Annotated in this window: 14 protein-coding genes, 2 pseudogenes and 1 CRISPR repeat array; of the genes and pseudogenes, 13 read left to right on the forward strand and 3 right to left on the reverse strand. The window is 41.8% G+C overall.

Features of this window, described 5'->3' with window-relative positions; all coding sequences use genetic code 11:
* Positions 1-366: 366 nt before the first annotated feature.
* The 12 genes and pseudogenes from cas9 (at position 367) to tyrS (ending at position 14,040) form a co-directional block, all read left to right on the forward strand.
* Positions 367-3,522, forward strand: coding sequence for a type II CRISPR RNA-guided endonuclease Cas9 (gene cas9 / locus V6W77_RS09385; RefSeq protein ID WP_334254489.1), 3,156 nt, complete (start codon positions 367-369; stop codon positions 3,520-3,522).
* Positions 3,523-3,572: 50 nt separating this feature from the next.
* Positions 3,573-4,487, forward strand: coding sequence for a type II CRISPR-associated endonuclease Cas1 (gene cas1 / locus V6W77_RS09390; protein WP_334239429.1), 915 nt, complete (start codon positions 3,573-3,575; stop codon positions 4,485-4,487).
* Entirely contained in the window at positions 4,480-4,806 is a 327-nt protein-coding gene (gene cas2 / locus V6W77_RS09395; RefSeq protein WP_038644018.1) for a CRISPR-associated endonuclease Cas2, read from the forward strand. The genes cas1 and cas2 overlap by 8 nt, the downstream gene beginning before the upstream one ends.
* Before the next feature lie 257 nt (positions 4,807-5,063).
* Positions 5,064-5,957: a CRISPR direct-repeat array (repeat unit 36 nt; unit sequence ATTGTAGCACTGCGAAATGAAAAAGGGAGCTACAAC).
* Between the two features lie 41 nt (positions 5,958-5,998).
* Positions 5,999-6,328, forward strand: a pseudogene (locus tag V6W77_RS09400) (LPD3 domain-containing protein); the annotation flags it as partial.
* A gap of 156 nt (positions 6,329-6,484) precedes the next feature.
* Positions 6,485-6,865 carry a hypothetical protein gene (locus V6W77_RS09405; protein ID WP_283386925.1) on the forward strand — a complete coding sequence of 127 codons (381 nt, stop codon included), beginning with the start codon at positions 6,485-6,487 and terminating at the stop codon, positions 6,863-6,865.
* Positions 6,850-7,026 (forward strand): annotated as a pseudogene (locus V6W77_RS09410) (phage neck terminator protein); the annotation flags it as partial. The gene V6W77_RS09405 and the pseudogene V6W77_RS09410, both read left to right, overlap by 16 nt.
* Before the next feature lie 204 nt (positions 7,027-7,230).
* Positions 7,231-8,055 (forward strand): DUF5718 family protein, encoded by an 825-nt coding sequence (locus V6W77_RS09415; protein ID WP_334254490.1) that lies wholly within the window; start codon positions 7,231-7,233, stop codon positions 8,053-8,055.
* Between the two features lie 112 nt (positions 8,056-8,167).
* The gene (locus tag V6W77_RS09420; RefSeq protein ID WP_334254491.1) at positions 8,168-8,980 is read left to right on the forward strand and encodes a DNA ligase; all 813 of its coding nucleotides are present in this window, start codon (positions 8,168-8,170) and stop codon (positions 8,978-8,980) included.
* 182 nt (positions 8,981-9,162) lie between these two features.
* The gene (locus V6W77_RS09425; protein ID WP_334234773.1) at positions 9,163-9,414 is read left to right on the forward strand and encodes an oxaloacetate decarboxylase subunit gamma; all 252 of its coding nucleotides are present in this window, start codon (positions 9,163-9,165) and stop codon (positions 9,412-9,414) included.
* A 33-nt stretch (positions 9,415-9,447) separates the two neighbouring features.
* Positions 9,448-11,253, forward strand: a complete 1,806-nt coding sequence (gene oadA / locus V6W77_RS09430) for a sodium-extruding oxaloacetate decarboxylase subunit alpha (protein ID WP_334254492.1) — start codon at positions 9,448-9,450, stop codon at positions 11,251-11,253.
* Between the two features lie 9 nt (positions 11,254-11,262).
* Positions 11,263-12,567, forward strand: coding sequence for a sodium ion-translocating decarboxylase subunit beta (locus V6W77_RS09435; RefSeq protein WP_334254493.1), 1,305 nt, complete (start codon positions 11,263-11,265; stop codon positions 12,565-12,567).
* 282 nt (positions 12,568-12,849) lie between these two features.
* The gene (gene tyrS / locus V6W77_RS09440; protein WP_334254494.1) at positions 12,850-14,040 is read left to right on the forward strand and encodes a tyrosine--tRNA ligase; all 1,191 of its coding nucleotides are present in this window, start codon (positions 12,850-12,852) and stop codon (positions 14,038-14,040) included.
* A gap of 80 nt (positions 14,041-14,120) precedes the next feature.
* On the opposite strand, the gene V6W77_RS09445 is transcribed toward tyrS, so the two are convergent.
* From V6W77_RS09445 to V6W77_RS09455, 3 genes are read right to left on the reverse strand one after another with little or no spacing between them, the layout of a single operon-like run.
* Positions 14,121-14,396, reverse strand: coding sequence for a deoxyribose-phosphate aldolase (locus tag V6W77_RS09445; protein WP_025236618.1), 276 nt, complete (start codon positions 14,394-14,396; stop codon positions 14,121-14,123).
* A gap of 30 nt (positions 14,397-14,426) precedes the next feature.
* Complete coding sequence (locus tag V6W77_RS09450; RefSeq protein ID WP_283386917.1) at positions 14,427-14,891, reverse strand: outer membrane lipoprotein; 465 nt, start codon at positions 14,889-14,891, stop codon at positions 14,427-14,429.
* A gap of 25 nt (positions 14,892-14,916) precedes the next feature.
* Complete coding sequence (locus tag V6W77_RS09455) at positions 14,917-15,516, reverse strand: VOC family protein (RefSeq protein WP_428981786.1); 600 nt, start codon at positions 15,514-15,516, stop codon at positions 14,917-14,919.
* 31 nt (positions 15,517-15,547) lie between these two features.
* Here V6W77_RS09455 and argS point away from each other — a divergent pair, with 31 nt between their 5' ends.
* On the forward strand, positions 15,548-17,275 hold the full coding sequence (gene argS, locus V6W77_RS09460) for an arginine--tRNA ligase (RefSeq protein WP_334254495.1): 1,728 nt from the start codon (positions 15,548-15,550) through the stop codon (positions 17,273-17,275).
* Positions 17,276-17,332 lie beyond the last annotated feature (57 nt).

Here is a 17,332-nt window from a genome sequence, read left to right on the forward strand (position 1 = left end):
AAATTGTTAAAGAGCAAAACAAAACGACGCACCGGAATCAAACTTAATCTCTTCACAACAGTGCGTCGTTGTGTGGGGTGCATTATAGAGAAATCTAAAATGAACGCAAGTGTTTTTTGCAAAAAATTTTAAAAAAATCACCGCTTGTTGAATTTACAACCATATTGAAAATAATTTCATCAAATACTGATTTCTATTGCATCAATAACAATGATGCCCCTTAATACCAAAGTATCAAGGGGCAGAGCATTACGGTAATTCTTTCGAATTCCTTATTGTAGCAACGTTTCTCATTTCGCAGTACTACACGGCATATTTTAACTGTTGTATAATTTTTGTCAAATCTATTTGATAGGAGAAATGTAAATGAAACTGCTTCGCTATATTCTTGGTTTAGACTTAGGTATTGCTTCCGTTGGTTGGGCAATAGTAGAAATTGATGAGAATGGTTTTCCGATTCGGTTGATTGATGTTGGTGTTCGTACCTTTGAACGAGCTGAAGCACCAAATGGTGATTCATTAGCCAAAACTCGCCGTGATGCCCGTTCCACCCGCCGTTTAATCCGTCGCCGTGCATTTCGCCTATTAAAAGGAAAACGTCTCTTAAAACAACATAATGTAATCAATAAAGAAGCACTGACTACCCTGCCTACCGATTGCTGGGCATTACGGGTAAAAGGTTTAGACGAACGCCTCTCGCCAATAGAGTGGTCTGCGGTATTGCTTCATTTATTGAAACATCGTGGCTACCTTTCTCAACGTAAAAATGAAGCGAAAAATGCGGATAAAGAAATGGGGGTATTGCTTTCCGGTGTGGCAAGTAACCATCAATTATTAGTCGAAAACCAATTCCGCACACCGGCAGAGATTGCAGTGAAAAAATTTGCTCTCGAAGAGGGGCATATCCGCAATCAGCGAGGGGCGTATACGCATACTTTCGACCGTAAGGATCTACTCGCTGAAATGCAACTACTCTTCCAAACCCAGCGAGAACTCAGCAACCCACATACAAGCGGTCAATTAGAACAAGAATTTTGCAAATTGCTGATGTGGCAGAAACCGGCGTTATCGGGCGATGCGATTTTGAAAATGCTCGGCAAATGTACCTTTGAAACCAACGAATATAAAGCCGCCAAACACAGCTACACGGCGGAACGTTTTGTTTGGCTGACGAAACTGAATAATTTACGGATTTTAGATAACGGCTCGGAGCGTGCTTTAAATGCCGATGAACGGAGTTTATTACTCAACCAGCCTTATGAAAAAGCCAAACTCACCTACACCCAAGTGCGTAAACTGCTGGGTTTATCGGAAGAGGCTCGTTTTAATAGCGTGCGTTACGGTAAAGAGAAAGCCGAAGATGCCACACTGATCGAGCTGAAAGCCTATCACACCATTCGTAAAGCGGTGGAAAAGGCAGATAAATCGGCGTGGGAAACCCTGAAAAATCAAACCGCACTTTTAGACGAGATCGGCACGGCATTCTCTATTTACAAAACCGATAACGACATCACTGAACAACTCAACGGAAAATTGTCTGAGACAGTACTAAACGCTCTGCTGGAAAACCTCAACTTCGATCAATTCATTCAACTTTCCTTAAAAAGCCTCTACAAGATTGTGCCGTTGATGGAACAAGGCTTGCGTTATGACGAGGCTTGCCAACAGATTTACGGCGACCATTTTGGTAAAAAATCGGGCGAAATCAACCGCTTGCTACCGCCAATCCCTGCCGATGAAATTCGTAATCCGGTAGTGTTACGTTCGCTCACCCAAGCCAGAAAAGTCATCAATGCCGTGATCCGCCTCTACGGATCGCCGGCTCGGATTCATATTGAAACCGCCCGAGAGCTCGGCAAATCCTATAAAGATCGCAAAGAGATTGAAAAACGCCAAGAGCAAAATCGTGCCGAGCGGGAAAAAGCAACGGCACAATTCAAAACGCTTTTCCCTACCTTTATTGGCGAGCCGAAAGGCAAAGATATTTTGATGATGCGGCTGTATGAACAGCAAAACGGGCAGTGCCTATATAGCGGAAAACCGCTCAATTTAAACCGCTTGTTGGAAAAAGGCTATGTGGAAATCGACCACGCCCTACCGTTTTCCCGCACGTGGGACGACAGTCAAAATAACAAAGTTCTGGTGCTTGCCGGCGAAAATCAGAATAAAGGCAATCAAACGCCGTTTGAGTGGCTCGGCAAAGACGAACATCAATGGGCGTTATTTGTCGCTCGGGTGAATGGCTGTCGCTTTCCGTATGCGAAAAAGCAACGGATTTTAACCAAAAAACTCGATGAGCAGGGCTTTATTGAACGCAACCTAAACGACACCCGCTATATCGCCCGTTTCTTGGTGAATTTTGTGCGTGAGAATTTACATTTAACCGGCAAAGGCAAAAATCGGGTGTTTGCCTCAAACGGTCAAATCACCGCTTTCTTGCGTGGGCGTTGGGGATTAAGCAAGGTGCGTGAAGAGAGCGACCGCCACCACGCCCTAGATGCGGTGGTAGTTGCCTGTTCAACGGTAGCGATGCAGCAAAAAATCACCCGCTTTGTGAAATATCAAGAAGGGAATTTACAGACGGCAGAACGCATTGACCGAGAAACCGGCGAGATCATTCCGCTACATTTCCCTGATCCGTGGCACTTCTTCCGCCAAGAGGTGATGATCCGCATTTTCAGTGAAAATCCACAGGAAGATCTGATTATCCAACTGCCGGATCGCCCCGAAACCAACCACGAATTTGTACAACCGCTGTTTGTCTCTCGTATGCCAACGAGAAAAATGAGCGGACAGGGGCATAAAGAAACTATATCGTCTGCTAAATACCAAGACGAAAATTTGACAACTACGAAAAAGTTATTAACTGAAATTACCCTCCAAGATTTAGAAAATATGATTAATAAAGACAGAGATTGGGTTCTTTATCAATCTCTTAAAGAGCGTTTATCCGCTTATCAAGACAATGCCAAAGAAGCTTTTAAAGAAAAATTCTATAAAACAGATAAAGATGGAAATAAAAGCTCCACCATAGTTAAATCAATAAAAATCACAACAAAATTAAAAAGAGGTATAACAATAAGAGACGGCATTGCAGAAAACACCTCTATTGTTAGAACAGACTTATTCTTGAAAGGTAACAAATATTATTTTGTACCGGTCTATGCTTGGCAAGTAGCAAAAGGTATATTACCAAATATAAGCTCAACAGGCATAGAAATAGATGATAGCTATGTATTTCAATTTTCTTTATTTAAAAATGATCTTATAGAAATTCAAGATCCAAGCAATAGCGATAATAACATTATCGCATACTATATAAGAAACGGAGATGACAAACGGTTTGTATTAAAACTACACGATGGAGCTATTTGTCCCAACGGGTATAGTAAAATGAAAGACAATCCTGAACAGTTTAGAATTAGTGTTTTAAATCAGAAATCTATCAGAAAATACCAAGTCGATGAACTCGGTAAAAATATCCGCCCTTGTCGCCCAAGCAAACGACAAGCCGTTCGCTAACCCAATCCCTGCCCCGTTCTGCGGTGCAGGGATTTTTTATAGGAGAGATTATGAGCTGGCGTAGTATTTTAATCAGCAAAGGCGGAAAATTATCGCTCCGCCAAAATCAAATGGTTATTTGGCAAGAAGAACAGGAATTTTGCGTGCCGTTAGAAGATATTGCGGTGATTGTAATTGAAAGTCGTGAAGTGGTGATTACCGCCCCACTACTTTCTGCTCTCGCTCTCAACGGCATCACGCTCTTAACCTGCGATGAGCAATTTATTCCGTGCGGACAGTGGCTGCCGTTTGGGCAGTATCACCGCCAACTGAAAACCTTAAAACTGCAACTGGAAATGAGCCAACCGCTGAAAAAACAGCTTTGGCAAGCGATTGTGCAACAGAAAATCCGCAACCAAGCCTCTGTATTGAGCCAAACCAAGCGGTCGGATATTGCTGAAAAATTGCAAAATATGGCAAAACGGGTTAAATCCGGCGACAAAGAGAACCTCGAAGCCCAAGCCGCCCAACTTTACTTCCAAACTGCTTTCGGCAAAGATTTCCGCCGCTGGCAAGAAAATGCGATTAACGCTCATCTCAACTACGCCTATACCGTGCTACGTTCGGCAGTAGCTCGCTCACTAGTGCTTTACGGTTGGTTGCCGACCTTAGGCATTTTTCACCACAGCGAACTCAACCCGTTCAACCTTGCAGATGATTTTATCGAACCATTTCGCCCGCTCGTGGATTTACAGGTGTGGGATTTATGGCGACAAGAAAAATTAAGCGACAGCCTGATGCCACACACCAAACAGAAATTAGTCGGGTTGCTGCACTATCAACTGCGTTTTCAAGACCAAACATTCAGCACACTGGCAGCGATTGACCGCACGGTCGGATCATTTCAAACAGCTGTCTCCCAACGAGATCCGAGCTTATTAAAACTGCCCGAAATTCTGCCGTTAAAGGAACATCATTATGAGTGAGGCAACATTTATGCGAATTATTGTTTTCTTTGACCTACCGGTTACCACCAAAGCCAAACGCCGAGCCGCCAGCCAATTTCGGCAATTTCTGCTAAAAGACGGTTATCAAATGCTGCAACTCTCGGTTTATACCCGGATTGTACGAGGGCGGGACTCGCTTGAAAAACATAACAAACGCCTCACCCAACATCTGCCGGAAGAAGGTTCGGTGCGTTGCTTGGAAGTTACCGAAAAACAATTTACCTCAATGCTATTGTTAGTCGGTGAATTAAAACCACAAGAGGAAAAAGTCAATGCAAACCAAATGCTACTCTTTTAGGAAAAAAACAGGATAAAAAATTTTTATGCTACATCGTCAATTTTTGTTTGATTGCTGAATTTTTAAGCTAACCATCATACCCAAATGCCTACTTTCAGCCATTTTTAGCAAAAAACAAGCGGTTATTTTTCTAAAAAAATCTGCAAAATTTGCAAAAAATTTCAGAAAAATAACCGCTTACAAAAGACTTTTTACTCGATTTTTTATCGAATTTTCCCTCGCAAAACCCTTTATAAATAAGACTCTGAGCGAGGGATATTGTAGCACTGCGAAATGAAAAAGGGAGCTACAACTTTAAATGAGCCTTAATGATTTAAGATTACATTGTAGCACTGCGAAATGAAAAAGGGAGCTACAACAGTTTTACCAAGCAGAAATCCCCCCGACCGATTGTAGCACTGCGAAATGAAAAAGGGAGCTACAACAACGATAATTTGCTTGCAAATTGTGGAGTGATTGTAGCACTGCGAAATGAAAAAGGGAGCTACAACATAAGCCATATTTAAACCAATTCAGCATTGATTGTAGCACTGCGAAATGAAAAAGGGAGCTACAACTTAACCTTAAATCTCGTTTGCTTGGGCTTTATTGTAGCACTGCGAAATGAAAAAGGGAGCTACAACATTGATGACGCAAAATATAGAGCAGCAGTAATTGTAGCACTGCGAAATGAAAAAGGGAGCTACAACGGTGTAGCAGAACGTTGCCCCCACCATTGCATTGTAGCACTGCGAAATGAAAAAGGGAGCTACAACCTTTATGAAATGCTATCAACTATTGACATAATTGTAGCACTGCGAAATGAAAAAGGGAGCTACAACCGTACTAAACGCTACAAAGATACAGGTTCAATTGTAGCACTGCGAAATGAAAAAGGGAGCTACAACGGGAAATATAGACTGCTGTCTTCCCTTCGGATTGTAGCACTGCGAAATGAAAAAGGGAGCTACAACGGTTTATGTAGGAGCTAACGGCACTGCAACATTGTAGCACTGCGAAATGAGAAAGGGAGCTACAACCCTGAGTACGAATATTAGAAACTTCCAATAATTGTAGCACTGCGAAATGAGAAAGGGAGCTACAACAAATGGTGCGAGCTTTAGCGGTAACGTAAGATTGTAGCACTGCGAAATGAGAAAGGGAGCTACAACTAAAGAGTGGAACGAAAGCCCCCCAAGAACTATGTCAGAAAGTTCGGTTATATGCATTGAATTTCACAGGGAAATCTTTTTCAAATAGTGAAACGGGAAATGAAATCTCTGTCGCGATGAGTGGCGTGAAACACACGATTGCAGGAGCCAGTGAAGATTTAGTGAAAACTATTCCAGCTATTCCCGATTTGATCCGCACAGCTAAATTACTGGAAACTAAACCGGATAAACACGGAGATGTAAATTATCTAGGAGTGGAGATCTATCAAGCGAGATTAAGTGTTGGTGGAAAGGAAAGAGAAATCATAATGACAGTGAAACACTGGAAAGATGGTCGCCGCTATTATGATCACGGCTATATGAAACGATAACGGCGTTAATCAACTGACTAACGCCGCTTGTAATGCCGGTCTGCGGATATCCAATGTTACTCGACCCCTCCGCCGTCAACCCCAGATGCAGCCATCACACTGCAACAACATTACCGATGACTTTATTTTAGCTCTATTTTTTAATCAGGTGCAACTATGAACCTACGCCAAATCGCAAATCGTGCAATCACCGATGTGAATCCGAATATTCCGGCAGTATTAAAACTCAACGTAGGAATGGAAACGGACGACACAGGCAAAAGAGTCGCAAAGTTTGATGAAATCAACGTCAAAATTCAGCCACAAAGCCTTTCAAGCAACGATTTACAAATGTTTGACACACTCGCCCAGCAAGGGCAGTTACTCAATGTTTATATTTCGGGGCAAATTCACGCTCTACGCCGTATTTCACAGAAAGATGCGGATAAACTGATATTCAAAGCCTTTGGTGAAAATGAAGAATCAGAATGGCTGATTAAATCGGTAGCGGAGAGTTTCCCTAACTGGTGCAAGGTGGTGGTATGGCGGCAGACATAACGCTAAGTGTTACACACGATGATATTTACCGAGAAGCCCGAGCTTATTTGCTTGGGCTTTTTCATTTAGAGGGTGATCGGGTTATTCGTGGCTATAGCAACAATGTGCCATTGCCGCAGTCGCCATTTATTCTAATGAACATTATTCACGAGCAGCCACTTTAAACTGAGAAAAATGCATCTTCTGTGAATTTAATAAGAAAAGGAGCTACAATTCGCAAAAAATCGTTTGCAAGAAATTGAAATTGTAGCACTGTGAAATGAGAAACACTCACCTCAAACCCAAATTAGATAAAATAAATATTCGCAATTTTCTTTCACAAGCGGTAGAATTTTATCCAACTTTTACCAATTAAGGAGTAGATTATGGAACATTTTATCGGTTTAGGTGTAGCTGGTAATTTTGCCGGACACTTGGAGCAAGCAGGTGAAGCTGCGGATTTCGTAAAAGTAAAAACCGTTGAAGCTGTGCAACCAAAAGCAATTTTTCCATTTTATGTACCAGCTGAGAATTTGGGGGATTATCAGTTCTTATCAACTTATCCGCTTTCAAATACTGCGATTAATTTCCCTACCGATGCGGATAATCTGCAAATTGAGCCTGAAGTGGCATTGATTTGTACCATTGGCTACCAAGACAATCAGGTTGTTTCTATCACTCCCTCTCATTTTGCCGCTTATAATGACTGCTCTATCCGTCGCCCGAATGCAAATAAAATCTGTGAAAAGAAAAACTGGGGAGCTTCGTCTAAAGGGCTTTCAGCTACTTTGTTAGAACTTGATAATTTTAACGAAGGGGGCAGATTAGATAACTACAACATCGCTTGTTTCCATAAACGTAATGGCGAGCTGAATGCTTATGGTATTGATAGTCCGGCAGTGGAATATAGCTACTTCCATCAAAAATTATTAGATTGGATTGTAGATAGAATGAATAATCAGCCAGATGAAGGTCCGATGAATAACATTGCTGAAATGTTAAAGCAGGCTAATTATCCGACAAAAGCCATTATTAGCATTGGGGCAACACGCTATACTCCGTTTGGCGAAACCAATTTCTTGCAAGTGGGCGATATGAGTATGGTCGTGGTATACAATGCAAAGAAATATACTCACAGTCAAATTGAAGAAATGGCGAAACTGGAAACCTTTAGCGAAGATATTTCCGCCTTAATTCAAACAGTTCGTTGATTACAAGCGGTCTTTTTTGAAAAAAATTTTGCGATCTGAATCGAAAATTTGAATTTCTTTTCTGACGCATCCCTTCCTTTATTTTATAGTGCCTTCAACCGTTGGAGGCACTATGAAAAAAATTCTCTTTTTATTACTACTCTGCTCTTCTCTTTCTGCCAAATCGTCCGATTTAATGTTGCTCAGTCAATATAAAGATCAAGATATTACCGGCTGGGTGATGAGCGAAAAACTCGATGGCGTGCGTGGTTTTTGGGACGGTAAACAACTGATCAGCCGACAAGGTTATCCGCTCAATCCACCTGATTATTTTGTAAAAGATTTTCCACCTTTTGCCATTGATGGCGAACTCTTTAGCGAACGAGGAAAGTTTGAAGAAATTTCTGCCACCGTCCGTTCTGCTGAACCTAAAGGTTGGTACAAATTAAAACTGTATGTGTTTGATGTGCCAAATGCGACAGGCGATTTATTTGAGCGGCTATCAAGTTTACAGAAATACCTTAACCAGAATCCTAATGCCCATATTGAGATTATTCCGCAAATTGCGATTCAAAATAAAGCCCACCTTCAGCAATTTTACCAAGATATTCTAGCTAAAGGGGGAGAAGGTGTGGTCGTTCGCAATCCAAATGCTGAATACATACAAGGGCGATCCGCTCAGATTTTGAAAATCAAACCTGTGCTAGATGAAGAATGTACTGTAACCGCACACCACAAAGGCAAAGGGAAATATGCCAACAAATTAGGGGCGGTGAGCTGCGAGAACCATCGAGGTCGTTTTCGCATCGGCTCAGGCTTTAAAGATAAAGATCGTGAAAATCCACCGCCGATAGGCTCAACTATTACTTATAAATATCGAGGATTAACAGAATCTGGCAAGCCTCGCTTTGCTACCTTTTTAAGAATTCGAGAGCCTGCTGAGTAACAAAATCTCCTTACGTAAGTTATCAAGCGGTTAAATTTGGTAAAAAAGTTGTAAAATTCAACCGCTTATCAAAAATAATTTGTGATCCATTCATCATTTATGAACTAAAACATTTGAAATTTTACTCGATTTTTTTTATTTTTTTGTTAAATTTATTCATTATAAAATTAAAGGAAATCACAATGACAAACGCAGAACTTTTTAGTGAAGGGCTGAATCTGATGTTTGCAGGAATGGGATTTGTAATGCTTTTCCTGCTTGTATTAATTTACGCCATCAGCTTTATTTCTACCCTCATTAATCGCTATTTTCCTGAACCGATACCTGTCTCAGCTCCCAAAACAATACAGCCTGCCGTTGATGATTTAGAACGCTTACGCCCTGTGATTGCAGCGGCGATTGCACATCACCGCCGAGTAAACAATCAGAATTAAGATAAAGCTCAAAAAATTAGAAGGAAGTTTATTATGACAACTCAACCGAAAAAAATTGCTATAACCGATGTTGTTTTACGCGATGCTCATCAATCTTTATTTGCCACTCGCTTACGCTTAGACGATATGCTACCAATTGCCGCAGAACTCGATAAAATCGGCTATTGGTCGTTAGAAACTTGGGGGGGAGCAACTTTTGACAGCTGCATTCGCTTTTTAGGGGAAGATCCGTGGGTTCGTTTACGTGAGCTAAAAAAAGCGATGCCAAAAACGCCAATGCAAATGTTATTGCGTGGACAAAATTTGCTCGGCTACCGCCATTACGCCGATGATGTGGTAGATAAATTTGTTGAACGTTCTGTGGCAAACGGTATGAGTGTTTTCCGTGTATTTGATGCGTTGAATGACCCTCGCAATATGCAAGCGGCATTACAAGCGGTTAAAAAACACGGTGGACACGCACAAGGGACTCTGAGCTATACCACTAGCCCGGTACATACTTTAGAAACCTGGTTAGATGTTACTGAGCAACTATTAGAAATTGGCGTGGATTCTTTAGTGATCAAAGATATGTCGGGCATTTTGACTCCGATGGCGGCTTATGAATTAGTGAGCGAAATTAAAAAACGCTATGACGTAGAGTTACATTTACATTGCCACTCCACCACCGGTATGGCTGAAATGGCGTTGTTGAAAGCGATTGAAGCGGGTGTTGATGGCGTGGATACTTCTATTTCTTCAATGTCCGGCACTTATGGACACCCTGCAACAGAATCTATTGTGGCTACCTTACAAGGCACACCGTATGATACAGGCTTAAATATTCCTGAATTAGAAAAAATTTCCGCTTACTTCCGTGATGTGCGTAAAAAATATGCGAAATTTGAAGGGCAACTGCGTGGCGTAGACAGCCGTATTCTAGTGGCTCAAGTGCCGGGCGGTATGCTCACTAACCTTGAGAGCCAATTAAAACAACAAAATGCGTCAGATAAACTTGATCTCGTATTACAAGAGATCCCTCGTGTACGTGAAGATTTGGGGAATATTCCACTTGTTACCCCAACCTCCCAAATTGTCGGCACGCAGGCAGTTATGAATGTGTTGATGGGCGAGCGTTACAAAACAATTGCGAAAGAAACCGCTGGGATTCTCAAAGGTGAATACGGTCGTACACCAGCACCGGTAAATAAAACGTTACAAGAAAGAGTGTTAGAAGGTGCAACGCCGATTACCGACCGACCTGCCGATCATATTCCACCGGAACTAGATAAATTAGTAGCAGAAGTAACTGCTCAGGCAAAAGAAAAAGGTATCTCGCTTTCTGAAAACAGTATTGATGATGTATTGATTGTGGCGTTATTCCAACAAATCGGTTGGAAATATTTGGAAAACCGCAACAATCCATCAGCCTTTGAACCTGTACCTAGTGCTGATGATGTGAAAGCAGCACCAGCTGCTGCACCAAAAGCCCAAGCACAATCCGGTTCTGCGGTTTACACCGTTGAACTTGAAGGCAAAGCCTTTGTGGTGAAAGTGAGCGAAGGTGGGGATATTACCAATATTGCTCCGACAACCGCCCCTACTCCAGCTCCACAAGCGGTCAATTCCGTTCAAAAATCTGCAAATGCCGAACCGGTTAATGCCCCGATGGCAGGGAATATTTTGAAAGTTGAAGTGAAAGACGGTCAGCAAGTCGCAGAGGGCGATGTGTTACTGATTCTGGAAGCAATGAAAATGGAAACCCAAATTTGTGCAGCAAAATCAGGCACAATTCAAGGTATTAACGTGAAACAGGGCGATGTGGTTGCCGTGAATGATACCTTAATGAGCATCGCATAGAGGTGATATATGGAAGGTATTATTGCACTCTTTAAAGGAATGGGCATTATGCACCTAGAGTGGGGGCAAGCCGTGATGATTGCGGTAAGTGTACTGCTACTCTGGCTTGCGATTGCACGTAAATTCGAACCTCTGTTACTTGTGCCAATCGGCTTTGGTGGTTTGATGTCGAACATTCCCGAAGCCGGTATGGCGATGACGGCTTTAGACAATTTGCTTCATAGCGGTACAGCGGAACAACTTGCCATTATTGCGGCAAAAGTCAATAGCACAAGCCTTAATGTCCACACTATCAAAGACGCCATTGCTCTTGCTGCACCATCAGTTCAAAATGAATTGGAAATAATGGCTGGCGATATGGGCTACACTGCCGGTGTATTAGCATTATTCTATAAAGTGGCGATTGGTTATGGTGTTGCCCCACTCATCATCTTTATGGGGGTGGGAGCAATGACAGACTTCGGACCGTTACTCGCCAACCCAAGAATGCTATTACTTGGTGCCGCCGCTCAGTTTGGTATTTTTGCAACTGTTCTTGGAGCATTAGGCTTGAACTGGTTAGGCTTAATTGATTTTACCTTGCCACAAGCCGCAGCTATCGGCATTATCGGGGGAGCAGACGGTCCAACCGCTATTTATCTAGCAAGTAAACTTGCTCCTGAATTATTAGGTGCAATAGCAGTTGCAGCTTACTCTTATATGGCATTAGTGCCGCTTATTCAACCACCGATTATGAAAGCACTAACTACCGAGCAAGAACGCAAAATCAGAATGACGCAGCTGCGTAATGTTAGCAACCGTGAAAAAATTATTTTCCCGATTGTATTATTGCTATTAGTGGCTCTGCTATTACCTGATGCTGCACCATTACTCGGTATGTTCTGTTTCGGTAACTTGCTCCGCACCAGTGGCGTGGTAGAACGCTTAAACGATACCGCTCAAAATGCGTTGATTAACATCGTTACCATTTTCTTGGGCTTATCAGTTGGGGCGAAATTAGTTGCCGATAAATTCCTCCAACCGCAAACTTTAGGGATTTTAGTGCTAGGCGTAATTGCATTTGGCATTGGCACAGCAAGCGGTGTGATTATGGCGAAAATTATGAATCGCTTTAGTAAACACAAAATCAACCCACTCATCGGCTCGGCTGGTGTATCCGCCGTACCAATGGCGGCTCGTGTATCCAATAAAGTCGGTCAAGAATATGACAAACAAAACTTCCTATTGATGCACGCAATGGGTCCAAATGTGGCTGGTGTAATCGGCTCAGCTATTGCAGCAGGTGTAATGCTGAAATATATTGCCAATATGTAACCGTTATTTGAAAGTACAAAAGTAAAAACAAGTCTCCGAGAATTTTCTTTCGGAGACTTTTTCATTTTGTTGATAATAATTCTCAAAAAATTATTGACTTCTCAGTTGAGAACTATTATCATCAACTCACTTCAAAAATAATAGGTAATCACTCCAACTCTTTACGCCGTATTCCCCCACAAAATACGGCGTTTTTTTTGCTTATCCGCCAAAACCTCTATTAATTTCAATTCATACCGCTATAATAGAGCCATTTTTATTGATAAAAGAGAAGGAAGATCAATGACTCAATCTATCGAATCAACACTTGCCGAGCTTAAACGTGGTGTGGAAAATATCTATTCAGAAGAAGATTTAATTGCAAAACTTAAAGAAAATCGTCCGTTACGCATTAAATTAGGTGCAGACCCAACTGCACCGGATATCCACTTAGGACACACGGTAGTGTTAAACAAACTCCGCCAATTCCAACAATTTGGGCACGAAGTTTATTTCTTAATTGGTGATTTTACCGGTATGGTGGGCGATCCATCAGGTAAAAATTCCACCCGTCCGCCACTAAGCCGTGAAGATGTTTTACACAATGCGGAAACTTACAAAGAGCAAATCTTCAAAATTTTAGACCCGCAAAAAACCAAGATCGTATTCAACTCTGATTGGTTAGGTAAATTAGGCACGGAAGGAATGATCCGTCTAGCCTCGAACTACACAGTGGCTCGTATGCTTGAGCGTGAAGATTTCAAAAACCGTTTCACCAACCAGCAGCCGATTGCAATTCACGAATTTATCTATCCATTATTACAAGGACACGATTCCGTTGAATTAAAAGCAGACGTAGAATTAGGCGGTACAGACCAAACCTTCAACTTATTAGTGGGTCGTGAATTACAAAAATCTGCCGGTCAAAAACCGCAAGTAGCGATGACATTACCGCTTTTAGTGGGCTTAGACGGCGAGAAAAAAATGTCGAAATCACTTGGCAACTACATTGGCGTAACTGAAGCTCCAAGCGAAATGTTTGGTAAAATTATGTCAATTTCTGATGATTTAATGTGGGATTGGTATAACTTACTTTCATTCCGTCCATTAGACGAAATCGCCCAATTAAAAGCAGATGTTACCAACGGCAAAAACCCACGTGATGTGAAAATTCTGTTAGCGAAAGAGATCATCGCTCGTTTCCACAATGAAGCCGCAGCAGATGCCGCAGAGCAAGAATTTATCAACCGTTTCCAAAAAGGAGCAATTCCGGATGAAATGCCTGAATTTACCTTTGAAGGCGAAATCGGCTTAGCCGCCCTATTAAAAGAGGCAGGACTTGTGCCATCAACCTCTGAGGCTATCCGTTCAGCTCAACAAGGCGGTGTGAAAATTGACGGTGAGAAAGTGGAAGATGTGAAACAAAATGCTCAAAAAGGCACGTTTGTTTACCAAGTCGGAAAACGTAAGTTTGCTCGCATTACGGTGAAATAATTCCCCAATAAGCAAGCGGTCATAATTTGCAAATTTATTACAAATTATGACCGCTTCATTTTATAGTGATTTAAACGGAATTATTTAAATTCGTAACGTCGAATAGTTTTCACGTCTGAATCTTGCTTTTGGATCTCATCAGCAAGATGGATACGAGCACCTACTGCTGCATGAGCATCGTATTCACGTGTTAAAGTTACTACTTCGCCGTTATCTCTTTGAATAGTCAATTCAACAACTTCCGGAGATACTTCTTTGCTAGATAATACAGTTGCATTACCTTTATCAGAGTACACATCAGCAGTACAAGCTGCTAAAGCGAAAGTTGCTAATACTGCTAAAGAAAGTTTTTTCATTATAATATATCCTCTAGGAAAAACTAAAAATTAAAGGAGAGACACATTCAGATCTGAGTTAGACCCTACAATTCTCACACGTTTGCCAGGCACAAAACCGTCTTCTTTCTTTTGAACTACAACGATTTCTTTACCATCATCTTTGCGAATCACCATTTCTAAAGAAGAAACTTGGCTCGCTTTTTGTTCTACTTGGCTACCAATTACAGAACCTGCAATCGCACCTACTGCTGTTGCAATAGCTTGACCTGTACCACCACCAACACCGCTACCTGCAATACCGCCTAATACGCCACCACCAACAGTACCAATTACACCTTGACTATCAGCTTGGATTTTAACATCACGCACAGATAAAATTGTACCATAAGAGATAGAACGAGCTTCTTTGGCTTGTGATCCAGAATATACACTGCCGCTATAAACGTCTGTATTAGCACAACCAACTAACACAAAACTTGACATTAACGCCGCTGCTAAAGCTAATTTTTTCATTTTAATTCTCCGAAATACCAAAAAATTACATTTCTGACATAATTATGTTGTTTATATCATAAGGGTGCAGCTTTAGACAACAAAGATTACAAAAAGTTACATTTCTCAAACTCATCGCAATACTTGGATTCGGTAATCTTTCCCCCTCCACTTTTGGCTGGCTAATCTTTAATTTCAGATTGGAATTTTCTGCCAAACCAAAGTGTAATAAAGCTCTTTCCACCCATTGCTCGGTATTTTCACCGGCTAAAATCGGAAAAACCACCTCAATATGCTCCCAGCCTTCCTCAGGATAAACTTTATCTTTCGGGAAAGGGAGCTCAACAATCTTTACATTTTGTCCGCAAAATTTAACCGCTTGATCTAAGGTAAATAAACCAATCGGTCTGCCATTCACTTCGCTTTCCTTCAACAAGCTCGCCCCTTCTAATAAAAGGCTTTTCCATTGCTCGGCAGTTTCGTGTTGATTCATTCTGATCGCTAGATGATCGATTTGATAAAGGGATAAATCAATGCCGGCAATATCGGCAATTTGTTGAATTTTTTGCTCAAATTGAGATAAATCACCAAAACAAGCGGTCATTTTCTCGAAAAATTTTGCATTTTCTGCTATAATCTTGTCCATTTTTGTAAATCGAATTTAATAGGTTAAATCAGTGAATATTCAACAAATTCTATCAGATAAAATTAAACAGGCAATGATTGCCGCAGGGGCAGATGAAAATGTAGAGCCGTTAGTTCGCCAATCAGGCAAGCCGGAATTTGGCGATTATCAAGCTAACGGAGCAATGGGGGCAGCGAAAAAATTAGGCATAAACCCTCGTGAATTCGCTCAAAAAATCTTAGATAACGCAGACTTAAACGGCATTGCCGACAAATTAGAAATTGCCGGCCCGGGTTTTATCAACATCTTCTTAAATCAAGAATGGTTAGCACAAAATGCCAATAATGCGTTACAAGCGGTCAATTTTGGCATAAAAACTGCAAATCCACAGACCATTGTCATCGACTACTCTTCGCCAAACGTAGCAAAAGAGATGCACGTTGGTCATTTACGCTCAACCATTATTGGTGATGCGGTAGTTCGCACTCTTGAATTTCTAGGCAATAACGTGATTCGAGCCAACCACGTGGGCGACTGGGGTACTCAATTCGGTATGTTGATTGCCTACCTTGAAAAAATGGAAAACGAACACGCCAGTGAGATGGAATTAAGCGATTTGGAAGCTTTCTACCGTGCAGCCAAAGAGCATTACGATTCCGATGAAGTCTTTGCCGAAAAAGCCCGTAACTATGTGGTGAAACTGCAAAGTGGCGATGACTATTGCTTAACAATGTGGAAAAAGCTCGTGGACATCACAATGCACCACAACCAAGAGAACTACAATCGCCTAAACGTAACCTTAACGGAAAAAGATGTAATGGGCGAAAGCCTTTATAACCCTATGTTGCCAGAAATTGTCGCAGACCTCAAAGCCAAAGGCTTAGCGGTGGAAGATGATGGTGCGTTAGTCGTCTTTTTAGATGAATTTAAAAACAAAGACGGCGACCCAATGGGCGTAATTGTGCAGAAAAAAGATGGTGGTTTCCTTTACACCACCACCGACATTGCTGCCGCAAAATATCGCTATGAAACCTTAAAAGCCGACCGTGCATTAGTATTCTCCGACAGTCGCCAAGCCCAACATATGCAACAAGCGTGGTTAATTACCCGCAAAGCCGGCTATGTGCCGGAAGGTTTCAGCCTTGAACATCCATTCTTCGGAATGATGTTAGGCAAAGACGGTAAACCGTTTAAAACCCGCAGCGGTGGCACAGTTAAACTGAAAGATCTCTTAGACGAAGCGGTAGAGCGTGCGGATAAACTGATTTCAGAACGTTCTACAGATTTAACTGCGGAAGAGAAAGCGGCAGTAGTGGAAGCGGTGGCAATCGGCTCGGTAAAATATTCCGATCTATCGAAAAACCGCACCACCGACTATGTATTCGATTGGGACAATATGCTGACGTTTGAAGGCAATACTGCCCCTTATATGCAATATGCCTACACCCGTATTCGCTCGATTTTCGCCCGTGCCGGCATTAATGCCGACAGCTTAAATGCTAAAATTCAACTTAGCGAAGATAAAGAACGTGCTTTAGCGGTGAAATTACTGCAATTTGAAGAAGCACTAAACGGAGTGGCAAAAGACGGTATGCCGCATATTCTCTGCCAATACCTCTATGAATTAGCCGGCACATTCTCTAGTTTCTACGAGGCTTGCCCGATTCTCAATGCCGAAGAAAATGTGAAAAACAGCCGCTTAGCCTTAGCCGCATTAACCGCCAAAACCTTAAAACAAGGTTTAGATTTACTCGGTATTAAAACGGTAGAGAAGATGTAATTTCCGCAGGGCGAAAAATATTTCGCCCCTACAATAACTAACAGAATGTAATTTCGT

It is taken from the genome of Mannheimia indoligenes (genome assembly GCF_036880405.1).
Taxonomy (GTDB): Bacteria; Pseudomonadota; Gammaproteobacteria; order Enterobacterales; family Pasteurellaceae; genus Mannheimia; species Mannheimia indoligenes.

Coding starts and splice junctions, on each gene's coding strand:
- cas9 (WP_334254489.1), top strand. CDS start 367: ATGAAACTGCTTCGCTATATTCTTGGTTTAGACTTAGGTATTGCTTCC.
- cas1 (WP_334239429.1), top strand. CDS start 3,573: ATGAGCTGGCGTAGTATTTTAATCAGCAAAGGCGGAAAATTATCGCTC.
- cas2 (WP_038644018.1), top strand. CDS start 4,480: ATGAGTGAGGCAACATTTATGCGAATTATTGTTTTCTTTGACCTACCG.
- V6W77_RS09405 (WP_283386925.1), top strand. CDS start 6,485: ATGAACCTACGCCAAATCGCAAATCGTGCAATCACCGATGTGAATCCG.
- V6W77_RS09415 (WP_334254490.1), top strand. CDS start 7,231: ATGGAACATTTTATCGGTTTAGGTGTAGCTGGTAATTTTGCCGGACAC.
- V6W77_RS09420 (WP_334254491.1), top strand. CDS start 8,168: ATGAAAAAAATTCTCTTTTTATTACTACTCTGCTCTTCTCTTTCTGCC.
- V6W77_RS09425 (WP_334234773.1), top strand. CDS start 9,163: ATGACAAACGCAGAACTTTTTAGTGAAGGGCTGAATCTGATGTTTGCA.
- oadA (WP_334254492.1), top strand. CDS start 9,448: ATGACAACTCAACCGAAAAAAATTGCTATAACCGATGTTGTTTTACGC.
- V6W77_RS09435 (WP_334254493.1), top strand. CDS start 11,263: ATGGAAGGTATTATTGCACTCTTTAAAGGAATGGGCATTATGCACCTA.
- tyrS (WP_334254494.1), top strand. CDS start 12,850: ATGACTCAATCTATCGAATCAACACTTGCCGAGCTTAAACGTGGTGTG.
- V6W77_RS09445 (WP_025236618.1), bottom strand. CDS start 14,396: ATGAAAAAACTTTCTTTAGCAGTATTAGCAACTTTCGCTTTAGCAGCT.
- V6W77_RS09450 (WP_283386917.1), bottom strand. CDS start 14,891: ATGAAAAAATTAGCTTTAGCAGCGGCGTTAATGTCAAGTTTTGTGTTA.
- V6W77_RS09455 (WP_428981786.1), bottom strand. CDS start 15,516: ATGGACAAGATTATAGCAGAAAATGCAAAATTTTTCGAGAAAATGACC.